The organism is Sinimarinibacterium flocculans (genome assembly GCF_003201205.1).
In the GTDB taxonomy this organism is placed as follows: Bacteria; Pseudomonadota; Gammaproteobacteria; order Nevskiales; family Nevskiaceae; genus Solimonas; species Solimonas flocculans.
This window is the reverse complement of the sequence record NZ_QICN01000003.1, coordinates 160638-184127: the sequence shown is the minus strand read 5'-3', so window position 1 is coordinate 184127 and position 23490 is coordinate 160638. Positions and strand designations below refer to the sequence as shown.

The 23490-nt window shown below is 68.5% G+C and carries 21 protein-coding genes; 10 read left to right on the top strand and 11 right to left on the bottom strand.

Features of this window, described 5'->3' with window-relative positions; all coding sequences use genetic code 11:
* Window positions 1–55: 55 nt before the first annotated feature.
* The 6 genes from C8D93_RS07335 to gpmA are packed head-to-tail and all read left to right on the top strand — an operon-like array spanning window position 56 to window position 4743.
* On the top strand, window positions 56–1129 hold the full coding sequence (locus tag C8D93_RS07335) for an alpha/beta hydrolase (RefSeq protein ID WP_110264786.1): 1074 nt from the start codon (window positions 56–58) through the stop codon (window positions 1127–1129).
* On the top strand, window positions 1126–1665 hold the full coding sequence (locus C8D93_RS07330) for a gamma carbonic anhydrase family protein (RefSeq protein ID WP_110264519.1): 540 nt from the start codon (window positions 1126–1128) through the stop codon (window positions 1663–1665). The genes C8D93_RS07335 and C8D93_RS07330 overlap by 4 nt, the downstream gene beginning before the upstream one ends.
* Window positions 1658–2551 (top strand): hydroxymethylglutaryl-CoA lyase, encoded by an 894-nt coding sequence (locus C8D93_RS07325; protein ID WP_110264518.1) that lies wholly within the window; start codon window positions 1658–1660, stop codon window positions 2549–2551. The genes C8D93_RS07330 and C8D93_RS07325 overlap by 8 nt, the downstream gene beginning before the upstream one ends.
* A gap of 50 nt (window positions 2552–2601) precedes the next feature.
* A complete protein-coding gene (locus tag C8D93_RS07320; RefSeq protein ID WP_110264517.1) occupies window positions 2602–3297 on the top strand; it encodes a CoA transferase subunit A in 696 nt (231 codons plus the stop codon).
* 32 nt (window positions 3298–3329) lie between these two features.
* Window positions 3330–3959: a CoA transferase subunit B gene (locus C8D93_RS07315; RefSeq protein ID WP_110264516.1), complete on the top strand. Its 630-nt coding sequence runs from the start codon at window positions 3330–3332 to the stop codon at window positions 3957–3959.
* 31 nt (window positions 3960–3990) lie between these two features.
* On the top strand, window positions 3991–4743 hold the full coding sequence (gpmA, locus tag C8D93_RS07310; RefSeq protein WP_110264515.1) for a 2,3-diphosphoglycerate-dependent phosphoglycerate mutase: 753 nt from the start codon (window positions 3991–3993) through the stop codon (window positions 4741–4743).
* A gap of 195 nt (window positions 4744–4938) precedes the next feature.
* On the opposite strand, the gene C8D93_RS07305 is transcribed toward gpmA, so the two are convergent.
* The 6 genes from C8D93_RS07305 to C8D93_RS07280 form a co-directional block, all read right to left on the bottom strand.
* A complete protein-coding gene (locus C8D93_RS07305) occupies window positions 4939–6201 on the bottom strand; it encodes a YncE family protein (protein ID WP_110264514.1) in 1263 nt (420 codons plus the stop codon).
* A gap of 94 nt (window positions 6202–6295) precedes the next feature.
* Window positions 6296–8461 (bottom strand): TonB-dependent receptor, encoded by a 2166-nt coding sequence (locus C8D93_RS07300; protein WP_170123944.1) that lies wholly within the window; start codon window positions 8459–8461, stop codon window positions 6296–6298.
* A 101-nt stretch (window positions 8462–8562) separates the two neighbouring features.
* Window positions 8563–8847 carry a hypothetical protein gene (locus C8D93_RS07295; RefSeq protein WP_146216539.1) on the bottom strand — a complete coding sequence of 95 codons (285 nt, stop codon included), beginning with the start codon at window positions 8845–8847 and terminating at the stop codon, window positions 8563–8565.
* A 35-nt stretch (window positions 8848–8882) separates the two neighbouring features.
* Entirely contained in the window at window positions 8883–9404 is a 522-nt protein-coding gene (locus C8D93_RS07290) for a hypothetical protein (RefSeq protein ID WP_211307246.1), read from the bottom strand.
* 62 nt (window positions 9405–9466) lie between these two features.
* On the bottom strand, window positions 9467–10486 hold the full coding sequence (locus tag C8D93_RS07285) for a helix-turn-helix domain-containing protein (protein WP_146216538.1): 1020 nt from the start codon (window positions 10484–10486) through the stop codon (window positions 9467–9469).
* Window positions 10483–11379 (bottom strand): GGDEF domain-containing protein, encoded by an 897-nt coding sequence (locus C8D93_RS07280; protein ID WP_170123943.1) that lies wholly within the window; start codon window positions 11377–11379, stop codon window positions 10483–10485. Before C8D93_RS07280 ends, C8D93_RS07285 begins: the two co-directional genes overlap by 4 nt.
* A gap of 214 nt (window positions 11380–11593) precedes the next feature.
* On the opposite strand from C8D93_RS07280, the gene C8D93_RS07275 reads away from it, so the two are divergent.
* Genes C8D93_RS07275 through C8D93_RS07260 form a run of 4 tightly spaced genes read left to right on the top strand, consistent with a single transcriptional unit; the run spans window position 11594 to window position 17229 of the window.
* Window positions 11594–13783 carry a TonB-dependent receptor plug domain-containing protein gene (locus tag C8D93_RS07275; RefSeq protein WP_110264510.1) on the top strand — a complete coding sequence of 730 codons (2190 nt, stop codon included), beginning with the start codon at window positions 11594–11596 and terminating at the stop codon, window positions 13781–13783.
* 11 nt (window positions 13784–13794) lie between these two features.
* On the top strand, window positions 13795–14898 hold the full coding sequence (locus tag C8D93_RS07270; RefSeq protein ID WP_110264509.1) for an NHL repeat-containing protein: 1104 nt from the start codon (window positions 13795–13797) through the stop codon (window positions 14896–14898).
* Window positions 14899–14905: 7 nt separating this feature from the next.
* Entirely contained in the window at window positions 14906–16255 is a 1350-nt protein-coding gene (locus C8D93_RS07265) for an alkaline phosphatase PhoX (protein ID WP_211307245.1), read from the top strand.
* A gap of 47 nt (window positions 16256–16302) precedes the next feature.
* Window positions 16303–17229 carry an ROK family protein gene (locus tag C8D93_RS07260; RefSeq protein ID WP_110264508.1) on the top strand — a complete coding sequence of 309 codons (927 nt, stop codon included), beginning with the start codon at window positions 16303–16305 and terminating at the stop codon, window positions 17227–17229.
* A 94-nt stretch (window positions 17230–17323) separates the two neighbouring features.
* On the opposite strand, the gene C8D93_RS07255 is transcribed toward C8D93_RS07260, so the two are convergent.
* The 5 genes from C8D93_RS07255 to C8D93_RS07235 all read right to left on the bottom strand — a co-directional run bounded on the left by C8D93_RS07255 (window position 17324) and on the right by C8D93_RS07235 (window position 23342).
* The gene (locus tag C8D93_RS07255; protein WP_110264507.1) at window positions 17324–17677 is read right to left on the bottom strand and encodes a DUF4870 family protein; all 354 of its coding nucleotides are present in this window, start codon (window positions 17675–17677) and stop codon (window positions 17324–17326) included.
* A 26-nt stretch (window positions 17678–17703) separates the two neighbouring features.
* Window positions 17704–19056 carry a flavin monoamine oxidase family protein gene (locus tag C8D93_RS07250; protein ID WP_110264506.1) on the bottom strand — a complete coding sequence of 451 codons (1353 nt, stop codon included), beginning with the start codon at window positions 19054–19056 and terminating at the stop codon, window positions 17704–17706.
* Between the two features lie 73 nt (window positions 19057–19129).
* On the bottom strand, window positions 19130–19678 hold the full coding sequence (gene ppa / locus C8D93_RS07245) for an inorganic diphosphatase (protein ID WP_110264505.1): 549 nt from the start codon (window positions 19676–19678) through the stop codon (window positions 19130–19132).
* Between the two features lie 209 nt (window positions 19679–19887).
* Window positions 19888–21897: a sodium-translocating pyrophosphatase gene (locus tag C8D93_RS07240; protein ID WP_110264504.1), complete on the bottom strand. Its 2010-nt coding sequence runs from the start codon at window positions 21895–21897 to the stop codon at window positions 19888–19890.
* A 179-nt stretch (window positions 21898–22076) separates the two neighbouring features.
* Window positions 22077–23342, bottom strand: coding sequence for a 6-phosphofructokinase (locus tag C8D93_RS07235; RefSeq protein ID WP_110264503.1), 1266 nt, complete (start codon window positions 23340–23342; stop codon window positions 22077–22079).
* Between the last annotated feature and the right edge of the window lie 148 nt (window positions 23343–23490).

The window sequence follows — 23490 nt, the reverse complement described above, 5'->3', positions numbered from 1 at the left end:
CGGTGCACGCTACCATACGCCGCTCGGAACGGTGTCCTTACAGCGACGCAACATCATGATTTCACGCAGCCTTGCTCTTGTGCTGGTCCTGGTCCTCGGTGCCTGCGGCTCGCCGGCGATGATGAATCGCATGGCGTCCGACGAGGGTTACAAGCGGGTCGAGAACGTGCCCTACGAGCGCAGTCGCGGCCTCGACGCCGATGTCTACTATCCGCCGCAGGCGGCGGACGCGCCGGTGGTGGTGTTCTTCTACGGCGGTCGCTGGCAGCAGGGCGACAAGGCCGAGTACCGGTTCGTCGGTCAGGCGTTGGCCTCGCGCGGCTATGTCGCCGTGCTGCCGAACGTGCGCAAGTATCCGGACGTCCGCTTCCCCGCGTTCATGGAGGACGCCGCGCAGGCCGTGCGCTGGGCGCGGCAGAGCGCGGCGCAGTTCGGCGGCAATGCTGACAAGCTGTTCGTGATGGGACACTCCTCGGGCGCGCACATCGCCGCCCTGCTGGCGCTCAATCCCGAGTACCTCAAGGCTGCCGGCGGCTCGCGCGAGTGGCTGCGCGGCATGATCGGTCTGGCGGGCGCCTATGACTTCATGCCGATCACGGCTCCCGACCTGCGCGACCTCTTCGGCCCGGTCGACCGCTTCCCGTATTCGCAGCCTGTGTTCTACGTCGACGGCCAGAATCCGCCGCTGCTGCTGATCCACGGCCGCAACGACGAGGTGCTGTGGGCGAGCAACACCGTGAATCTGGCGCAGCGTGTCGCCAAGGCCGGCGGTGCGGTCGAGACGGTGCTGTACGACTCCCTGTCGCACAACATGATCATCGGCTCGCTGGCCTCGTATCTGCGCGGCCGCGCCGACGTGCTCGACAACATAGAGGAGTTCGTCAACCGCATCAGCAGCAAGCCGCGACCGCCCAAGCGCGAGACCGAGATCCGCGGCACGCCGCTGATCGCCGAGCCCTTGCCCGATGCGGGCAGCGAGGTCATCGACGAGCCGGACCTGTCGGCGCCGCAGCCGCTGGAGCTGCCGCCGATCGAGCTGACGCCGCAACGCTCCGAACCGGAAGCGGATGCCGACGATCCCTGGGCGTTTCTCGACGCGCCGGCCGAGCAGGTCTCCGCGTCGCCATGATCCGGCCCTATCTCGGCCGGCGGCCGCGACTCGGCGCCCGGGTGTGGGTCGATCCTTCGGCGCAGGTCATCGGCGACGTGACGATCGGCGACGACGCCTCGGTATGGCCGCTGGTGGCGATCCGCGGCGACGTGAATCATGTCCGCATCGGTGCCCGCACCAATGTCCAGGACAACAGCGTGCTGCACGTGACCCACGACGGGCCCTACTCGCCGGGTGGTGCGGCGCTGACGATCGGCGATGACGTCACTGTCGGCCACGGCGTGATCCTGCATGCCTGCGACATCGGGCATCGCTGCCTGATCGGCATGGGCGCGACGGTCATGGACAAGGTGCGGATCGACGACGAGGTCTTCGTTGCCGCTGGCAGCCTGGTGCCGCCGGGCAAGCATCTGAAGTCCGGCTGGTTGTACCGCGGTGCGCCGGCGCAGCCGGTGCGCGAACTCGATGCCGCGGAGCGCGAGCAGCTTCAGTACTCGGCACATCATTACGTGCGCCTGAAGAATCACTATCTGGACGACGATGCCCATGGCTGAGTACGTGCGCGTCGTCGAGGTGGGGCCGCGCGACGGTCTGCAGAACGAGGCGCGGCAGGTGCCGGCCGCGGTCAAGATCGAACTGATCGAACGCCTGGGCCGCGCCGGCCTGCGCACGATCGAGGCCACCAGCTTCGTCTCGCCCAAATGGGTGCCGCAGATGGCGGACGCCGCCGAGGTGCTGGCCGGCCTGCAGCGTGCGCCCGGTGTCAGCTACCCGGTGCTGGTGCCCAACCTGCAGGGGCTGGAGCGCGCCCGGCAGGCCGGGGTCACCGACGAGATCGCCGTGTTCACGGCGGCCAGCGACGCCTTCAATCGCCGCAACATCAACGCGTCGGTGGACGAGTCGCTGGAGCGGCTCGCGCCGGTGGTCGCCCAGGCCCTCGCGGCCGGCCTGCGCGTGCGCTGCTATGTGTCCACCGCGCTCGGCTGCCCCTACCAGGGTGCGGTGCCGCTGGACGAGGTCGTGCGCGTGACCCGCGCCGTCGCCGACATGGGCTGCTACGAGATCTCGCTGGGCGACACCGTCGGCGTGGGCACCGCGCGCGCCGCACGCGAGATGTACCGCGCGTGCGCCGATGCCGTCGGCCACGAGCGCCTGGCCGTGCATTTCCATGACACCTACGGACAGGCGCTCGCCAATGTCTATGCCTGCCTCGAAGCCGGCGCACGGGTCGTCGACGCCAGCGTCGGCGGCCTGGGCGGCTGTCCCTATGCGCAGGGCGCCTCCGGCAATCTGGCGACCGAGGATCTGGTCTACATGCTGCACGGACTGGGATGCTCCACCGGTATCGATCTCGATGCACTCGTCGACACCGCCCAGTGGATCAGCGGCGTGCTGGAACGGCCGCCCGCGAGCCGGCTTGCCCGCGCGCGGGCGCGGTAACCCGGATTGCGCTCAGGGTTAGAATCGGCGCCCGCCATCAGGAGGATCTCGTGAACAAGCTCTATCCCAGTGCCGCTGCGGCGCTGGCCGACATCGTCGCCGATGGCCAGACCCTCGCGGTGGGCGGCTTCGGCCTGTGCGGCATTCCGGAAGCGCTGATCGCGGCGCTGCGCGATACCGGCAAGAAGAACCTGACGGTCATCTCGAACAACGCCGGCGTCGACGGCTTCGGGCTCGGCATGCTGCTGACCACGCGCCAGATCAGGAAAATGATCTCGTCGTACGTCGGCGAGAACAAGGAGTTCGAGCGCCAGTTCCTGTCCGGCGAGCTCGAGCTGGAGTTCACGCCGCAGGGCACGCTGGCGGAGAAGCTGCGTGCCGGCGGCGCGGGCATCCCCGCGTTCTACACCAAGACGGGCTACGGCACGCTGGTGGCCGAAGGCAAGGAAACCCGCGAGTTCGATGGCGAGCACTACGTCATGGAGCGCGCACTGCGCGCCGACGTGTCGCTGGTCAAGGCCTGGAAGGCCGACAGGACCGGCAACCTGGTGTTCCGCAAGACCGCGCGCAACTTCAATCCGATGATCGCCACGGCCGGTCGCGTCACGGTTGCGGAAGCCGAGGAGATCGTCGAGGTCGGTGCGCTCGACCCCGACCAGATCCACACGCCGGGCATCTTCGTGCAGCGGCTGGTACACAACCCGAACCCCGAAAAGCGCATCGAACAGCGCACGGTGAGCCCATGACGTCGCAGGCGTCATCCGACCGGAGAACAGCCATGGCCTGGACACGCGACGAAATGGCGCAGCGCGCCGCCAGGGAATTGCAGGACGGCTACTACGTGAACCTGGGCATCGGCCTGCCGACGCTGGTGGCCAACTTCATCCCCGAGGGCATGGACGTCTGGCTGCAGAGCGAGAACGGCCTGCTGGGTATCGGACCGTTTCCCCGGGAGAACGAAGTCGACGCCGACCTGATCAACGCCGGCAAGCAGACCATCACCACGGTGCCCGGCAGCGCGTTCTTCAGCAGCGCCGACTCCTTCGGCATGATCCGCGGCGGCCACATCAACCTGTCGATCCTCGGCGCCATGCAGGTGACCGACAGCGGCGACATCGCCAACTGGATGATCCCCGGCAAGATGGTCAAGGGCATGGGCGGCGCGATGGACCTCGTCGCAGGCGTCAAGCGCGTCGTCGTGCTGATGGAGCACACCGCCAAGAACGGCGAGCACAAGATCCTCAAGCAATGCACGCTGCCGCTGACCGGCGTGGGCGTGGTCAACCGCATCATCACCGACCTGTGCGTGCTCGACGTGACGCCGCTGGGCCTGAAGCTCGTCGAACTGGCGCCCGGTGTCGGCATCGACGAAGTCCGGACCAAGACCGGCGCGCCCGTCCTGGCGTGACCGTGCGTCCGCCTTCCACCAGAGAACCGCAATGACCAGAAAACTCGTTCTTCTGCGCCACGGCCAGAGCCAATGGAATCTCGACAACCGCTTCACCGGCTGGGTGGACGTCGACATCACCGAACAGGGCCGCCAGGAAGCGGTCAAGGCCGGCGAACTGATGCGCGAGGAGGGTCTGCTGTTCGACGTGGCCCACACCTCGGTGCTGCGCCGCGCGATCCGCACGATGTACACCGCGCTCGACGTCATGGACCAGATGTGGCTGCCCGTTCACAAGACCTGGCGGCTCAACGAACGCCACTACGGTGCGCTGCAGGGCCTCGACAAGGCCGAGACCACGGCCAAGCACGGCGAGGCGCAGGTCAAGATCTGGCGCCGCTCGTACGACATTCCGCCGCCGCCGCTCGACGAGCACGACGGCGGCCATCCCCGCTATGACCGCCGTTACCGTCGGCTCGACGCCGCCGTGCTGCCGGCGACCGAGTCGCTGAAGACGACGCTCGATCGCGTGCTGCCCTACTGGCACGACGCCATCGCACCGCAGCTCAAGGCCGGCCAGACCGTGCTCGTGACCGCCCACGGCAACTCGCTGCGCGCGCTCTACAAGTATCTGAACCATGTGTCCGACAAGGACATCATCGATCTCAACATCCCGACCGGCATCCCGCTGCTGTTCGAACTGCGCGAGGACCTGAGCGTGCATGCTCACCGCTATCTCGGCGACGCCGAGGCGGCGAAGAAGGCCGCCGAGGCCGTCGCGAACCAGGCGAAGACGCGGGGGTGAGGGATCGCAGCGAGTGCCAGTGGCACTCGCTGCGATCCCGACCGGCCCGGCCACGGATGGCCGGGCCGGTCGGTCTAGGTAGCGCGCCGCTGCGCCATGGATGGCTGGGGCGAAAGATCCAAAGGACAGCGGTCGGCGACACGAAAAAGGCCGGTGCAGCATCGCACCGGCCTTTCTTCATTTACCAAGGCTGCCTCAGTGGTCGTGCCCGTGCTCCTCCTCGGCAATACCGAGCCAGGCGATGCCGACTGGCGCGAAGCCGAGGTCGATGTGGTCGACGACCTCGAGGTCTTCCAGATCGACCACCACGACGGACTTGCCGGCGCTGTCGGTCACGAAGGCGAGATCGCCGCCGGCGCTGGTGGCCATGCGCGCGGCGGTGTCGTCGCCGGTCAGTACGTCGATGCGGCCGGCAACGTCGAAGTGATCGTCGTGGACTTCGAGCACGTGCAACGTGCCCGCGCTGTCGAGAATCAGCAGATGTTCGCCGTGCGCATCGAAGGTGTGCTGACGGCGGTTCACGGCGGCGCCGTCTTTCCAGTCGAACGCTTCGGCTGATCCCGCCGCCGGATCGATCACGAACAGCGCGTCGTCGTCGGCGGCACCGGCAAACGCGACCAGGAACGGGACCGCGTGGTGGCCGGCCATCTGCGTGATGCGGCGGTCGATCGCGATCTTGCTGTCGGTGAAGCTGCTGCCGTCCTGTTCGATCACGAGCACGCCATCCTGGCAGCCGAACGCTACATAGTCCTCGTTGGTGGCGCTGCCGTGCAGGTTCTCGCAGAGGGTCTCGAAGCGGCCTTCGTCGTGGAAGTGGTCGTCATGCAGTTCGTAGAGCTTGACGGCGCTGCGCGGTGCACCGGCGGCCGCTTCCTCGGCGGAGTAGTCGACGGCCAGCACGTAGCCGTCGCGCGGTTCGGCGACGCCGTGCACGGCAGCCGGGAGTGTCTGTGAGGCCAGCACACCACCGTCGGCCAGACTTTCGTCGGAGAAGATGTCGAACTTGGCCGGCGTGCCGCCCTCGCCGTCGTAGAACAGTGCCGCCTGCTCCTCGTGCGTCTGGTAGTGCGCCGGTTTGGCGCCGAACAGGGTGAAGTCGAGCAGTTCGGGTTCGTCGGCATGGGCGTGATCGTCGTGCAGCCAGATGCCGCCGTCGACGAAGTTGACCTGGCCTGCCCCGGACTGCACGACGACGGCGTAGCGTCCCTCGGGGCTGGCGTAGACGGCGGTGGGCGCGTTGCTCAGAGCGATGGCGGTGGTCTGGCCACTGTCGAGATCGTGGACCAGCAGCTGCGGATCGCCCTCGACAGTGGCGAAGGCAAGACGGCCGCCGGATTCGGTGTGGTCGTGATCGTCGCCGCCGCGCAGGGCGTCGTCATCGTTGCAGGCAGCGAGCGACGCTGCGACGGCGATCAGCGAAAGGCGCAGAAAGGAAGCAGTACGAAGGGCATTCAACATGGGATGACTCCTTGGCGGTCTTCGCGCGCAGGCAGCGAAGCACCGCGACATGCAGTGGAAGGGTGTGGCGCAGGGCGCCGGGCAACGACAGGGCTCAGACCGGCGAGAGGAAATCGAAGCGCAGCCCGACGAACAGCGAGCGTCCGGGCTGAGGCGCCACGTCCTTGAGGAACGACGTGCTCAGTCGTTGCTTCTCGTCGAGCAGGTTGCGGCCCTGCAGGTAGATCGTGGTGCGTACGTTCTGGAACGGCAGCGCGTATTCCAGGTCGGCCGACACCAGATCGTGTCCGGGCGTGTTGGTCTCCAGCGGCGCCAGACGATCGTGTTCGAACACGCGCGTGTAGCCCAGTGCCGCGGACCAGTCGCCGAACTCGGCGTCGGCGCTGATGCCCAGGCGCGACGGCGAGATGCGCGGAAGATTCTGTCCGCCGGACCGCAGGCGCCCGCGAACGGTATCGCCGAAACCGCGAACGGCGAGGCGCAACGGTCCTTCGTCGATAAGCTGGTGGCGCAGCCAGATCTCGGCGCCGTAGAACTCGGCATCCTGCTGCGTCACATCCACCAGCAGCAGCTCGCCGTCGGCCTCGAAGGTGCCCGACTCGTCGACCCGGTCGGCGACGCCGTCGGATGACGGCGTGCCGCTGCCGTCCGCGTTCAGACCCTCGTCGACTTCGCGCAGGAACACATAGTCGTTGATGCGGTTGTAGAACGCGCCGACTTCCCAGGTCCAGCGACCGCGGTCGCGGCCGAAGCTGAGATCGAGGTTGTTCGCCGTCTCCACATCGAGCGCGACATCGCCCCGCTCGAAGGCCAGTGTCGCCAGGTGCGGGCCGAAGGCGTACAGCTCCTCGGCCGCCGGTGCACGCTGCGCACGCTGCAGGTTGACGCGCAGGTGCAGGTGATCGCCGAACAGGAAGTTGATGCCGGTCGACAGGCTCAGCGGCGTGAAGTCCGTGTCCGCGAGCGCATCGGACTGCGGTTCGTGTTCGACCTGATCGACGCGGGCGCCGATCTCGAACTCGTGGCCGGCGATCTTGCGGCTCTCGACGAGGAACAGCCCCAGGCCACGGGTGACGACGGGCGGGACGAACGCTTCCTCGCCCACGGCCTCGAAGTCCCGGTGACTGACGTGCAGGCCGGCGACGCCGACCCATTCGCCGAGGGGCCGATGGGCGAGTTCGATGCGGGTTTCGGTCTCCTGCACGTCGAAGGTCGTGCCGACCTCGCCGCCGGGCTCGATCTCCCGGTGCCGGTAGTCGTTGACGCCGGCGCGCAGCTCCAGACGGTCGAATCCCGGCAGCGGGTCGTAGAGCAGGCCACGCAGGTCGGTGCGCGTCTGCTCCATGTCGATGCGCACACCGTCGTGGCTGTGCGCCTCCTCTTCTTCGCCGGCGTCTTCCTCGTGGGCGTGCCCGTGTCCGGGAATGCCGTAGTTGGATTCGAAGCGCGTCACCGCCACGCCGAGCATGCTGCGGTCGCGGACCCAGGCGGCCGATGCGCCGTAGCTGTCGGTGCGCAGATCGCTGTTATCGAGCACGCCGTAACGCTCCTCTTCCTCCTCCTCGGCGTGGTCATGTCCCTCGTGCGCGTCGGCACCGGCGCGTGTCGCGTAGCCGGGAATGTCGAACTCGCCGGCTTCTCGCCGGGCCACGTTGGCGCCGAGCTGGAACTCGCCGACGCCGTAGCGCGCGCGCAGGGCGCCATTGCGCTCGTCGCCGTTGTCGCCGTAGGAGAGGTTGCCGCGCAGGCGCAGGCCCGGCACGACGATGTCCGGCAGGCGGTCGTCGATGACGTTGACGATGCCGGCCGACGCGGCGCCGCCATAGATCAGCGTCGCCGGGCCCTTGATGACCTCGATCTGGTCGGCGTCGAGCGGGTCGACCGTCACCGCGTGGTCGGCGCTGATCGACGAGGCGTCCATCGAGGCGATGCTGTTCTCCAGCAGCAGCACGCGCGGGCCGCCCTGGCCGCGGATCACCGGCCGGCCGACGCCCGGGCCGAAGCTGGCATTGGCGATGCCGGGGCGGTCGGCGAGCACGTCGCCGACGGTGCCGCGACGGCGGCGTTCGAGCGCCTCGCCGCTGAGGACGTCGACAGGTTGGACAAGCTCATCGGCCGTTCGCTCGAACGGGCCGGAGCGGACGATGATTTCCTCGAGTTCTACGGGTTCTTCAGGGGGTGGCGACTGGCCGTGAGCCAGTGCGGGCAATGCGGCTGCGAACAGCGCGCACGAAACGCGGATGCAAATAGGGGTATCCATCATGGGTCCTGGAACAGGGCACGTGCCGCGCGGGCACGCGCCGATTCACGGCGGAACGCTGCACGCCGCAACATCGCGGCGGCGCGCTCCGAAAGCGGGCGTCAGCGGGTGACGGCCGGAGGACCGCGGATACGGGTGTGGTGATGGTGCGCCCGCGCCGTTGCCGGCGGCGGCAGGTAGCCGGGGGCTTCGCCGCTTGGCGGGGGCGGCAGGAAGGCGGGCTTGCCGCCGAGGGCGCCGGTGTCGATCCCCGGCGCATGCAGACAGATCTGGCAGACCTGATCGACCGAGAGCGCGGCGTGCTCGTGCGCATGCGCGATCGCCAGCCACTGGCCGAGGACCAGGGTCAGGATCAGCAGCAGGTGTCTGGGCAGGTGCCGACGCATGAGCGGCATTGTAACGGGCCTGTCAAGCCTCGCGACTACCCGCAGGGGCGGTCTTCGGCGTCGATCAGTCCGTGCCGGCGCAGCCAGGCCCGCGCATCCTCGGCATCCTGCTCGAACCACGCCCGGGCGCTGCCGAGGCGGTAGTGATAGCCCCAGGCATCCATGTCGGCAAACAGGCGGGCCCGCGAGTAACCGGGGACGGTCTCGGCAAGCAGGGCCTGCAGATAGCAGACGCCCGCTTCCTCGATGTCCTCGCCACCTGCGTCGGTCTGCAGGCGCTGGCGCCGCGACGGGTCCATGCAGAGCCAGTGGCAAAGCTCGTGCAGTGCCGAGTGCACCGGCGTGTCGCGCCGGACGAACAGGGTGTCTTTCTGCAGCCCGGCTTCGGATTCGCCCCAGTAGCTGCCGGGAATCGGTTCGCCATCGGCGATCCACTGCAGGCGCATGCCCTGTGCCGCGACGAACGCGTCCAGCGTGCCGTCCGCCAGCGCACCGCAGGGCACGACGTCGGGTTCCGCCGGGCTTGCGGCTTCATGCGGTGCGGCGGTGGCAGACATCAGGACACGATCGGGCAGGGCATCGCGCGCCAGTCTACGGCGTGCCCGTACCGCCGTCGCCGTCACGGTGCCAGGACGGCGCTCGGCGGGCGTCCGGTCCAGCGCTTGAACGCGCGGCGGAAGTTGTGTTCGTTGGCGTAGCCGAGGCGTTCGGCGACGCGCGGGTTCGACCAGCGCTGCTCGCGCAGCAGCGTCCACGCGAGTTCGCTGCGCACCTCGTCGATCAGCTCGCCATAGCTGACGCCATGCTGCTTGAGCAGGCGCTTGAGCGAGCTGCCACTCATCGACAACGCGGCCGCCGCCTGTTCGAGGCCGAGCAACTGCGGCAGTGCGCGCCGCATGCGTCGACGCAGGAATTCGAGCAGACCGATGCGACGGCCGCTATGTCGGCTGAGCGCGCGCAGGCCTGCCTGCAGTTGCGCGAAGCGTTGTGCATCGCTACCGGCGAACGGGCGGAACAGCAGCGGATAGGCAATGCGCACGCGGTTGACCGGTGCATCGAAGCTCGGCTCTATGCGCCAGTGCAGCCGGTACGATTCGATGTCGGCCGGGCGCTGCGTGGTCAGCTCGATGCTGATGCCCGACGTGGCGTCGTCGAGCTGGTGGCGGACCAGGCCGATCAGCAGGGAAACCGTCAGCTCGGTGACGAAGGCATCCTGACCCTGCAGTCCGATTGCCGGTCGCAGATGCAGGCTCAGGTCCCGGTCGCTGCCGGCGGGACTGACCTGCACCAACGGCAGGAAGCCGGCGCGATGGCGGTGCCATGCGCGCAGGGCACTGCCCAGGTCCGGGGCACACTGCAGCATCTGCAGGAACGCATGGTCGCGATTGGCGAGCATCGCATCGGCGGTCATGAACGCCAGATCGTCGACCGGCACCTGTCTGCGGCAGTTGCGCACGAGGTTCAGCCAGTCGCGCGCGGCGATGCGATGGTGCTCGACGGCCAGGTTCGCCGGGAAGATCCGTGTTCCGGACAGCAGGCGGTTCAGGTCGGCGTCGCGTCGCAGGCACAGGGCGATCAGGTCCTGGCAGGAGGACGCCAGCCACAGGCACTTGTCCTCGCTGTCGAACGGTGCGGTCACGCAGGGTTCCACTGCGGGCGTTCGTCGGTTCGCGCATGCCGTTCGAGCGCGCTCATCAGTTCGGCAGGCGCCGGCGGGCGCGCCTCGCCGTCGATGACGTGCGCGCTGCAACGCAGCGTGCAGTCCTCGGCATCGTCGTGCGCCCCGGGGAAGCGGGTCTGCAGGTGACGGGCCAGGCGGGCGGCCCGGGCCAGCGGCGTGTCGGGCAGCAGCATCACGAAGCGATCACCGCCGTAGCGGCACAGCAGGCTCGACGGTCGCATGCGTATCAGCACCCACTCGGCGATCCGCACCAGCAGCCGGTCGCCGGCCGCCGCCCCACGGCGATGGTTGTAGCCGGCAAAGCCCTCGACGTCGATCACCAGCAGCGACAGCGGCTCGTCCGGCTTGCGCAGTTCCAGCTCGCGCTCCAGCGCATGCTGCAGGTAACGGCGGTTGTAGAGCTTGGTCAGGGGGTCGAGCAGGCGGTGGTCGCGCAGGAAATGCTCGCGGCCGGTGAGCTGGCGATGGACGATCCGCTGCTCGCGCATCCAGCCCGCGACACCCACCGTCAGCAGCAGCATGCCGAACGGCGCCGGTGCGGACTCCAGCAGGCTCTGCGGATGATCGACGCCGACGTACTTGAAGAACTCGTCGAACAGGTCGAGCGCGTAGGACCAGATGAGCAGGCCGGTACCGGCGATCAGACAGTGGCTGACCCAGCCCCTCGGGCGGTAGGCGACGACCAGGCCGAGCCAGCCGCAGGCGACCAGCAGGGTCACCGCCTCGCCGAGCACGTCATACCAGGCGATCGCCGACAGCGGTTTGGGCTGGCCCAGCGACAGCGCCAGCGTGCAGCCGACGCACAGGGCCGCGCACAGCAGCAGCAGGGACGGGAGGTGTTGTCGCCACATGAGCGCAGGAATGCCGGTGGATTCAACCGCAGAACGGTCGTCGAAGTTCGTGACGGTTCCGTGAACCTGCCCGCGCCCGCTGAGCCGAAATGACCCGGGTCGCGCCGGATCGGGTGGCTGCGTTCCGCCGTGCCTCGCTGTCACATTGGGTCCATAGAGTCCCGCCTCGACCAATGGCCGGCGCCCGTGCCGGCGTTCTTCGAGGGGGACATCGATGCGCATCCGTACGATCGTGCCGCGGCGGCAGGGCGGCAGGACACTCATCGCAGTCATGGCCGGCGTGTGGCCGGCGCTGGTCGCGGCGCAAGCCGACACCGCGCCGACGCCGCTCGACACCATCACCGTGACCGACAGCGCCGACTTTTTCCGATATCGCAGCGAGTCGGTGTCGCCGCGCCTGATCTACGACGCCGCGTACTTCTCGCGCTTCGAACCGCTGTCGGTCGGCGACATGCTCAAGCAGGTGCCGGGTGTGGCCTTCACCAGCGACGTCGGCGAGTACGACGCGCCGCAGCTGCGCGGCATCGGCACGCAGTACACGCAGATCCTGATCAACGGCGAGCGCGTGGCAGGCGCCGGCGACGATCGCAGCGTCTTCGTCGACCGCATTCCGGCGGAACTGGTCGAGCGCATCGAGATCATCCGCGCGCCGACCGGCGACCTCGACGCGCAGGGCATCGGCGGCACGATCAACATCGTGCTCAAGAACGCCGGCGAGTTCTCCGGCGGCCAGTACCGCAGCGGGCTCTACCGCAGCGGCGACGACACGCTGCGCGGCAGCGGCTACCTCGGCTACGGCGGCCAGAGCGGGCGCTTCAGCTACATGGGCGCGCTCAACTACCAGGGCCGCTACAACGCCAAGGACAAGCGCGAGACCCTGTACGACGCCGATGGCAACCTGATCGCCTTCGCGCAGGAGGACGACGTGCGGGACAGTCGCGATCTCGCCGGCAACCTGAGGCTGTCGTGGCTGCTGACCACCGGCGGCACCTTCTCGGTGGACGGCTACTCGGTCGGCACCCGGCGCGACGAGGACCAGTTCTCCCCGAACTTCGAGGTCGAGGACGGCGTCGCCGAGCTCGACGCGATCGAGTTCGAGCACGAGGACATCGAGGAGAACAGTCACGGGCTGGCGCTCAGCTTCATGCAGCCGTTCGGCGAGGCGCGCTTCAACATCGTGCTCGACTACAACCGCTTCGATGTCGACATCGACAACGTCGCCGGCGAGGTCGAGGACGACGTCGAGATCGCGCTGGAGACCGAGACCATCGACACCGACGATACCGAGATGCGGCTGTCGCCGAGCTTCGAACTGCCGCTCGGTCTGAACGATCGTCTGCTCGTCGGCCTCGACCTGGGACGCAAGGCCCGCGATGCCGCCACACGCACTGCGGAGTTCGACGAGGACTCGGGCGAGTTCGAGGACGAGACGGAGATCAACGGCGTCTACGAGATTCGCGAGCAGCGCTTCGACGCCTTCGCGCAGTACACCTGGACGCTGAACGCCCGCCACGCGATCGACGCCGGCCTGCGTCTGGAGACCACGGAGCTCGAGCAGGAGGGCTTCGACTCGGACGGCCAGCGGCACGAAGCCGACGACAGCCAGACCGAGCTCAATCCGAATCTTCACTATCGCTGGCTGTTCACCGCGAACGACCAGATCCGCGCCAGCGTCGCGCGCACCGTGCGCCGTCCGGACTTCAGCGCTCTGGTGCCGTTTCTCGAAGAGGACGACGGCGAGTTCTTCGTCGGCAATCCGGAACTCGAACCGGAAACGGCCATCGGCTACGACCTCGGTTACGAACATCGCTTCGCCGATCAGGCCGGCATCGTCGGCGTGAACCTGTTCTACCGGGACGTGAGCGATCTGATCGAGGTCGTCGAGATCGAGGACGACGTCGAATCGCCGTCGAACACCGGCGACGGCGAGGTCTACGGCATCGAGTTCGACGCGAGTTTCCCGCTGGTGATGCTCGGCCTGCCGGGCGTCAACGTCTACGGCAACTACAGCTACCAGAAATCGGAAATCACCGACCCGTTCACCGGTCAGCAGCGTCGCTTCCAGCTGCAGCCGGTCTATGTGTTCAACCTCGGCTTCACGCACAAGCTGCCGCAGCGCATCACCTGGGGCGCCAGCTTCCAGAAGCAGGGGCGCGCGCTCGAATACGAATCGGACGAGATTGCGGACGTGCGCTACGACGGTAATCTCGAGGCCTTCGTCGAATATCAGATCAGCGAGAATCTCTGGGTGAAGCTCAACGGCACCAACCTGCTCGACGCGCACAAGGACGAGACCTTCCGCGTGTTCGACGATGACCTGCCGGACGGCCAGCTCGAGGAGTTCGAAGTCGAGACCGAAAGTGTCGGGCGCATCGCGATCCTGACGCTGCGCGGTCGCTTCTGAGGAGGCGCGCGATGATCGCAAGACGTCTGGTTGCGCTCGCCGCAATCCCGCTGGCGCTCGGCCTCGGCGGCTGTGCCGGTCTGGAGCGCGCGATGGACGGCGAGCCGCCGCTGCCGACGGTCGCCGGCGCCGTGAGCCTGTCCGAACGCTGGCAGACGGTGCGCGACGAGGTCGACAACACCGATTCCGTGGCGACCTGGCATGCGCCGGACGGCCGGCATCTGCTGATCGCGACGGCCAAGCAGACCGACCGCCTGCTGGTCTACGACGCCGCCACTGGCACCCTGAAGCGCAAGTTCGGCGAGTCCGGCACCGGCCCCGCGCAGTTCGACCGGCCCAACGGGGTATTCGTGATCGACGACCTGGCCTTCGTCGTCGAGCGCGACAACCGGCGCGTGCAGGTGCTGCAGCTTCCGGACCTCGAGCCCCTGCTCACGTTCGGCAACGACGGCGACGGACCGCTGCGCAAACCCTACGGTCTGTGGGTGCACGGACTCGCCGGCGGCGACTACCGGGTCTACGTGACCGACAACTACGAGACGGCGGACGAAGCGGTGCCGCCGCCTGCCGAGCTCGACCGGCGCGTGCAGCAGTTCCTGGTACGCCGCACGGCGGACGGCTGGACGGTACTGCGCGAGCGGGCGTTCGGCGAGACCTCCGGCCTCGGCGTGCTCCACGTCGTCGAGTCGATCTGGGGCGATCCGCGGCACGGCCGCCTGCTGGTTGCCGACGAGGAGGAATACCGCCAGCGCAACATCAAGGTCTACGGCTTCGACGGCCGGTTCACCGGCCGCCGCGTCGGCGCCGGCGTGTTCCACTTCCAGCCGGAGGGCATCGCGCTGTACGCCTGTGCCGATGGCAGCGGCTGGTGGTTTGCCACCGACCAGGGCAAGCGGGAGAACTTCTTCCACCTGTTCGACCGCCAGACGCTGGAATACCGCGGCAGCGTCGGCAGCCCGACGGTGCTCAACACCGACGGCATCTGGCTGACGCAGACGCCGATGCCGGGGTTCGATCACGGCGCGTTCTACGCCGTGCACGACGACGGCAATGTCGCCGCCTTCGATCTGGGCGAGCTGCTCGACGGCGTCGGCGCGGCGCGCTGCACGGACTGACGGCGCCATGGCCGCGATGATCGATCGACGACGCTTCCTGCTGCAGGCGGGCGGTGCCGTCGCCGCGGCATTCGGCGGCTGGCAACGGGCGCTCGCGGCCGTCGCACCGCCGCTCGTGGCCGACCGCCTGCGTCCGGACCCGGACGGCGTTCTCGATCTGCCCGAGGGCTTCGACTACACCGTGCTGTCGCGTGCCGGCACGCTCATGGACGACGGCCTGCTGGTCCCGGGTGGCTGCGACGGCATGGCGGCCTTCCCCGGCGAGGGCGGGCGTGTCGTGCTGGTGCGCAACCACGAACTCGATGCGCGGAGCGGGCCGGTGTTCGGTACGGCGTTCGGCGCCGGCGATGCGCGGCTCGCGAACGTCGACCGCGCGCGGCTGTACGACGCCGGCGGTGAAGGGCCGTCGTACGGCGGCACGACGACGCTGGTGCTCGCGCCCGGGGCGCGGCAAGTCGAGGCCCAGTTCCTCAGCCTCGGCGGCACCCTGCGCAACTGCGCCGGCGGGCCCACGCCCTGGGGTTCCTGGCTGAGCTGCGAGGAAAGCCTGCAGTCCGCCGACACCCGGCATACGCGCGACCACGGCTGGGTGTTCGAGGTGCCGTCGAGTCATCGCGGGCTGGTCGACGCACGGCCCCTGGCCGCGCTCGGGCGCTTCAATCACGAGGCCGCCGCAGTCGATCCCGCCACCGGCATCGTCTACCTCACCGAAGACCGGCCGGACGGCCTGTTCTACCGCTTCGTTCCGCACGAACGCGGCCGGCTGGCTGCGGGCGGACGTCTGCAGGCCCTTGCCATCGCGGAGCGGGCTTCGGCCGATACCCGCGGCTGGCAGGCGCAGACGGCAATCTGCGAGCCCGGTTGCGCGCTGCGCGTACGCTGGATCGATCTCGACGGTGTCGACGCGCCCGGCGACGATCTGCGCCTGCGTGGACACGCAGGCGGCGCGGCATTGTTCGCGCGCGGCGAGGGACTGTGGTGGGGGAGCGATGCCTGCTGGTTCGCCTGTACCAGCGGCGGTGCGGCGCAGGCCGGCCAGATCTTCCGCTTCCGGCCGGATGCACGCGGCGGCAGCCTGACACTGTTCGTCGAGTCCACCGATCCGGCACGTTTCGCCAATGCCGACAACCTGACGGTGGCGCCGTGGGGCGATCTGATCGTGTGCGAGGACACGAACCGTGCCTGCCGGCTGCTCGGCGTGCGCCCCGACGGCAGCCTCTACGCGCTGGCCCGCAATCCGTACAACGACTCCGAGCTGGCCGGCGCCTGCTTCGCGCCGGACGGCCGCACGCTGTTCGTCAACGTGCAGTGGGCCGGGCTGACGCTGGCGATCAGGGGGCCGTTCGAGTCGCTCTGAAGGCTCTCGCCCTTGATCTTCGGCAGACGCCTCGCGAAGATCGCGCGATGCGTATCGGCATCGACCTGGGCGGCACCAAGACCGAAGGCGTCGTCATCGACGACGCTTCGCAGGTCCTGGCACGACGGCGCGTGCCGACGCCGCCGGACGACTACGAGGCGGCGTTGCAGACGATCTGCGGACTGGTTGCCGATCTCGAGGCCGAGGTCGGGGGGCGCAACCTGCCGGTGGGTGCCGGCACCCCGGGGGCGCGATCGCGCCTGACCGGGCGCATGAAGAACTGCAACAGCACCTGCCTCAACGACCGGCCGCTGCTCGAGGATCTGGAAGCACGCCTCGGCCCGCGCGTGCGCATCGCCAACGATGCCGACTGCCTGGCGTTGTCGGAGGCCACCGACGGTGCCGCGGCGGGCGCTCACGGCGTGTTCGCCGCGATCCTCGGAACCGGCGTCGGCGGCGGTGTGTGCATCGGCGGCCGCCTGCTCGAGGGGCCGAACGCGATCGCCGGCGAGTGGGGGCACAACGCGCTGCCGTGGCCGCGCCCGGAGTGGGGCGAGGTGCCGGGGCCGCTGGGCTGGGACGGCCGGCACGGCACGATCGAGGTGTGGTGCTGCGGCGGCGGCATTGCCGCCGATCACCAGCGCGTTCACGGCGAAAGCCTGCGCAGCGAACAGATCGCCGAGCGCGCGCGCAACGGCGACGCCGCGGCGGAGGCGACGCTGGCACGCTGGGAGGACCGGCTTGCGCGCGCGTTCGCGTCGGTGATCAACCTGCTCGATCCCGACGTGATCGTCGTCGGCGGCGGGCTCTCACGACTCGAGCGCCTGTACGAGAACGTGCCCCGGCTGTGGGGCGACTGGGTGTTCTCCGATCGCGTCGCGACCCGTCTCGTGCCGGCGCGCTATGGCGATGCCAGCGGTGTGCGCGGTGCGGCCTGGCTGTGGGAGAGCGAACGCGCCTTGACGATGCCTTGAAGGGCGCCGTCTGCGTTCGCAAGGAGTTCGCGTCGCGATCTCGAACCGCCGCACGCGGCTGCGCCATGGACGGCCATGACGCATCGGCCGGTTTCTACGCCGGCATCGACCGGTTGTTCGAGTAGTCGATCAGGCCGCGCACCATGCGGTAATACCACCAGATCACCAGCGCGAGCAGGCCGAAGTAGCCGATGAAGACCAGCGTCAGCACGCCGAAGACGATCACCCACAGAAGGTTCCACCAGAACGTGCGGATCAGCCAGCGATGATGGCTGCGGATGAAGGCGTTCTGCGTTTCCGCGGCCTTGATGTGGCTGATGATGACGCTGACGATCGCGATCAGGAACCCCGTGAATGGCGCGATCAGGTCGAGCGCGTAGGCGATGATCAGGGTCGTGCGCTCGCCGGATTCGGCAAGCTCGGCGTCGGAAGTCTGCAGCTCGGTCATGCGCGGCGTTCCTGGGCGGCTCGCCGTCAGCTTGCCATAGCGTGGCGCAGTTCGTCGGCGACGCGGTCGCCCGACGCCAGCGCGCCCTCGATGTAGCCGCACCACTCGGTCGCGGTTTCGGTGCCGGCCCAGTGGACGCGACCGCAGGGCGCGCGCAGCGCGGAGCCGACTTCGGTCAGCGTGCCCGGCGTCCACAGGCCCGTGTAGCAGCCGCGACTCCAGGGATCGGCAATCCAGTCCTTCTCGGCGTAGTCGAGGGGTTCTGCCGCTTCGGGACCGAAGGCGCGGACCAGCGTGGCAATCACTTCGCGCCGGCGCGCCTGCGCATCGCCACTCCAGTGCACCGCCTCGGGGCCGTCGAAGAATCCGATCAGCGCGCCGTGCGAGGCATCCGCGGGCGAAGCATCGAACACGGGCGAGAACGCGGCGGCGTCGCCGACGAACTCGCCGGACAGCCCGTTGGCGCGCCAGAACGGCTTCGCGTAGGCGACCAGTACCTTGATCACCGATCCCATCGGCATGCGTTGCGCGAGCTGTTCGCGCGCCGGCAGCGTTACCGCGTAGTCGATGCGGCCCGCGGCGGGCGGTGCCATCGCCACCACGACGCGGCTCGCGCGCAGCGCACCTCGCGGTGTGTGCACGACGACGCTGTCGGCCTGCTGCTCGATCTGCCGCACCGGCGTATCGAGCTGCAGCGCATCGCCGAGCGCGGCGCCCATGCGCACGGCGAGCGCGTGCATGCCGCCGTCCACGGTCCAGGCCTGCGCGCCGTCGGTGGTCGACAGCAGCGCGTCGAAGTCACGGTTGGCGCGCAGGTAGTGCAGGAAACCGAGCATCGACAGCTGCCGCGGCGTGCCGCAGAAGACCGCGCGCACGCCGATGTCGAACAGGGCGCGCGCGCCGCGGCTGCGCAGCCAGCGCGCCTGCCAGGCATCGACACTGAGACGGTCCAGCGCATCGGCGCCGTGCGCATCCCACGGCGCATCCGGCGGCACGCGCCGCTGCAGCGCGCGCAGCCGCCACAGCGCGCTCTGCATCTCGACCAGTGCCGTCACCGAGGCGGGTGGGATCAGCCCGTCGTAACGGCGCATCCTGCCGCCCAGTTCCAGCAGCTTGCTGCCGGCCGTGTACTGCGGCACCAGGGATGTGTCGCAGGATTCGGCCAGCGCCCGCAGGCGTTCGTGGCCCACGCCGACCCATTGGCCGCCGACGTCGATCGTGCGGCCGTTCAGCGTCGCCGCTGCAGAACGCCCGCCGACGCGATCGCGCGCTTCGAGCACGCGTACCAACAGGCCGGCCTCGCGCAGGCGCAGGGCGGTCCGCAGGCCGGCGAAGCCGGCACCGATGACGGCGACGTCGCAGTGGGATTCGGCGGACATGCGTACGGCTCCCGGAAACGAAAGAGGCGGGCTCGCGCCCGCCTCCGGATGATGCCGTGTTTTCGACGCCGGATCAGAATGCCGGCTTGGTCTTCGCGTTGTTATACATCTCGACGCTGGCCTCGATCGCCTTGAGCGAGTCCTTGGGGCCGTGCCAGCCCTTGATCTTGACCCACTTGCCCTTCTCGAGATCCTTGTAGTGCTCGAAGAAATGCTGGATCTGGTCGCGGAACAGGTCCGGCAGCTCGCGCACGCTGCTGATGTTCTTGTACATCGGGAAGATCTTGTTGTTCGGCACCGCAACGAGCTTCTCGTCGGTGCCGGACTCGTCTTCCATCTCCAGCATGCCGATCGGCCGGCAATTGATCACGCAGCCCGGCAGCAACGGCATCGGCGTCATCACCAGCACGTCGAGCGGATCGCCGTCGCCGCACAGGGTGTGCGGGACGAAGCCGTAGTTGCAGGGGTAGCGCATCGGCGTGGTGAGGATGCGGTCGACGAAGATCGCGCCCGATTTCTTGTCCACCTCGTACTTGACCGGATCGGCGTTCATCGGGATTTCGATGATGACGTTGATGTCGTTCGGCACATCCTTGCCGGTCGGTACCAGGTCCCAGCTCATTGAGTCGCTCCCGTGTTGCACTGCAAAAATGGGGCGCAATTATAGCGGCGCGACATGAAAAAGGGCGGCCAGACCAAGGATGCGGCGACGCAAGTCGCCGGCCAAAACCCCTCTACCGCACGGCGGGAGAGGGGAGGGCCGCCCGCGGTAGCGGGCGGCGGGGTGAGGGCGAAGCAGGCGGTTTTACCGCCTGCTTCGTGAGCCTGCCTCTACAGCAACGGAATCATCAGCAACGCGACGATGTTGATGATCTTGATCAGCGGATTGATCGCCGGTCCGGCCGTGTCCTTGTACGGATCGCCGACGGTGTCGCCGGTGACCGCGGCCTTGTGCGCCTCGCTGCCCTTGCCGCCGTGGTTGCCTTCCTCGATGTACTTCTTGGCGTTGTCCCAGGCGCCGCCGCCGGTAGTCATCGAGATCGCGACGAACAGGCCGGTGACGATGGTGCCGATCAGCAGGCCGCCGAGCGCCGCCTTGCCGAGGATGAAGCCGACCAGCACCGGCACCAGGATCGGCAGCAGCGACGGCACGATCATCTCCTTGATCGCCGCGCTGGTCAGCAGGTCTACGGATTTGGCGTAGTCCGGCTTGGCCGTGCCTTCCATGATCCCCTTGATCTCGCGGAACTGGCGGCGTACCTCGATGACGACGCTGCCGGCGGCACGGCCGACGGCTTCCATCGCCATCGCCCCGAACAGGTAGGGCACGGCGCCGCCGATCAGCAGGCCGATCAGCACCATGTGATCCGACAGCGAGAAGGTGACGAGCTTGCCGACCGCTTCGAGGTTGTGCGTGTAGTCGGCGAACAGCACCAGCGCCGCGAGGCCCGCCGAGCCGATCGCATAGCCCTTGGTCACGGCCTTGGTGGTGTTGCCGACGGCATCGAGCGGATCGGTGACGTCGCGCACTTCCTTGGGCAGCTCGGCCATCTCGGCGATGCCGCCGGCGTTGTCGGTGATCGGTCCGTAGGCGTCGAGCGCGACGATCATGCCGGTCATCGACAGCATCGCCGTCGCGGCAATGGCGATGCCGTACAGGCCGGCGAGCTCGTACGCGCCCCAGATGCTGGCGCAGACCGCGAGCACCGGCAGCGCGGTCGACTTCATCGACACACCCAGGCCGGCGATCATGTTGGTGGCGTGCCCGGTTTCCGACGCCGCCGCGATGTGCTGCACCGGCTTGTACTCGGTGGCGGTGTAGTACTCGGTGATCACCACCATCGCCGCCGTCAGGCCCAGGCCGATCAGCGCTGCCCAGTACAGGTCCATGGCGCCTTCACCCATCATCATCGTCGTGATCGGGTAGAAGGCGATCGCCGCGAGCACACCGGAGACGATCACGCCCTTGTACAGCGCGGTCATGATCTTGCCGCCGGGACTGGCCTTGACGAAGAAGGTGCCGACGATCGACGCGATGATCGATGCGCCGCCGAGCACCAGCGGGTAGAGCACGCCGTTGGGCCCGACCGTTGCCGCCATCAGGCTGCCGAGCAGCATCGTCGCGATCACCGTGACCGCGTAGGTCTCGAACAGGTCGGCCGCCATGCCGGCGCAGTCGCCGACGTTGTCGCCGACGTTATCGGCGATGACGGCCGGATTGCGCGGGTCATCCTCCGGAATGCCGGCCTCGACCTTGCCGACGAGGTCGGCGCCGACGTCCGCACCCTTGGTGAAGATGCCGCCGCCCAGTCGCGCGAAGATCGAGATCAGCGAGCCGCCGAAGGCGAGGCCGATCAGCGCATGCAGGGCCTTGTCGGGGCCGGCGATGCCGACCGCGACCATGTAGTAGCCGGCGACGCCGAGCAGGCCGAGGCCGACGACCAGCATGCCGGTGACCGCACCACCGCGGAACGCGACGGCGAGCGCGGCATTCAGACCGCTGCGCGCCGCCTCGGCGGTGCGCACGTTGGCGCGCACCGACACGTTCATGCCGACGTAGCCGGCCGCACCGGACAGCACCGCGCCGACGAGAAAGCCGATGGCGGTGAGCCAGTCGAGCGCGAAGCCGAGGACGACGAAGAGAATGCCGCCGACGATGCCGATCGTGGTGTACTGCCGGTTCAGGTAGGCACTGGCGCCCTCCTGTACCGCCGCCGCGATCTGCCGCATGCGGTCGTTGCCGCTGGGCTTGGCAAGAATCCACTGCACTGAAACCACGCCGTACACCAGCGCCAGAATGGCGCAGGCAATGGCGATCCATAAGCCGTACTCGACCAACATCGGAGTAACCTCCTCTGGAGCGTTCGGATGGAAATGTCTGTGCAACGTGCCCGCGGCATGGCTGCCGTCTTCGGCGTTTTCTTCTGGTTGAAACTCCCCGCTTGTTGTGTTCGGGCCCGTGAAAGGCCGCCCGACTATGGCATGAAGCCCGCGCGACCGGCAATGCGGGTTGTCAGAAGCTAGAGACGCCGCGGCGGCAGCTGGCGCGGCACCGCGGTGTTGGCCAGTTCGGTGTGCAGCGGCAGCCCGTCGGCGTAAGGCGGGTAGTCCTCGCCGGCAATCAACGGCAGCAGGTAGCGGCGGCAGGCCTCGGTGATGTGAAAGCCGTCGGCGGTGATGAAATCGCGCGGCATCTTCTTCTCGACGTTGGCCACCTGTTCGAGCGGCGCGGTCCCGGTGGTCCAGCGATAGGGGCTGTCCGCGAGCCGCTCGATGGTGACCATCACGCCGGATGCACCGGCCATGGCCTGCTCGACGGCGGCGCGTCCGACCGCGTAGGCCTGCTCGACGTCGGTGGCCGATGCGATGTGGCGCGCGGCGCGCATCAGGTAGTCGGCCACGGCGTAGTGGCACTTGCGTCCGAGGCGCTGCTTGATGCGCTGCGCGAGCAGGGGTGCAAGGCCGCCGAGCTGGGCGTGTCCGAAGGCGTCGCTGCCGCCGGCCTCGGACAGGAAACGGTTCTCGGCGTCGCGCAGGCCCTCGCTGGCGACGATCGCGCAGTAGCCCCAGCGCTTCACCGATGCCTCGACCGCCGCGAGGAAACGGTCCTCGTCGAACACGATTTCCGGAAACAGGATGAGCTGCGGCGCTTCGCCGGCGCGCGTCGCCGCGAGTCCGCCGGCCGCGGCAGTCCAGCCGGCATGCCGGCCCATGACTTCGAGGATGAACACCTGGGTGGAACTGGCGGCCATGCTGGCGACGTCCAGGCCGGCCTCGCGGATCGACACGGCGCTGTACTTCGCCACCGAGCCGAAGCCCGGGCAGCAGTCGGTTAGCGGCAGGTCGTTGTCCATCGTCTTCGGGATGTGGATCGCCTGCAGCGGATAGCCCAGCTCGCGGCCGATCTGCGCGACCTTCAGGCAGGTGTCGGCCGAATCGCCGCCGCCGTTGTAGAAGAAGGTGCCGATGTCGTGCGCGCGCAGCACCGCGATCAGGCGCTCGTACTCGCTGCGGTGCTGGTCCAGCCCCTTGAGCTTGTAGCGGCAGGAGCCGAAGGCACCGCCCGGTGTGTGCCGCAGCGCCGCGATCGCTCCGGCGGATTCGGCGCCGGTGTCGATCAGGTCCTCGTCGAGCACGCCCAGGATGCCGTTGCGGCCGGCGTAGAGCCGCGCGAAATGCCCGGGGTGCGCGCGAGCGGTCTCGATCACCGCCTGCGCGGAGACATTGATGACGGCGGTCACGCCGCCGGACTGCGCATACAGCGCATGACGGGGTCTGGCGCTCATGTTTCCGTGGTCTCTCGCAGTTCGGTCAAATGATGCACCGACACACCCGTCCGTGCAGCGCGCCGTGATTGACGCGACGCCCGGCGCGCTTTACTTTCCCGGGTTCGCACGGCCCCGGGGGATGCGACGGCCTGCTGCGATTCCTTAT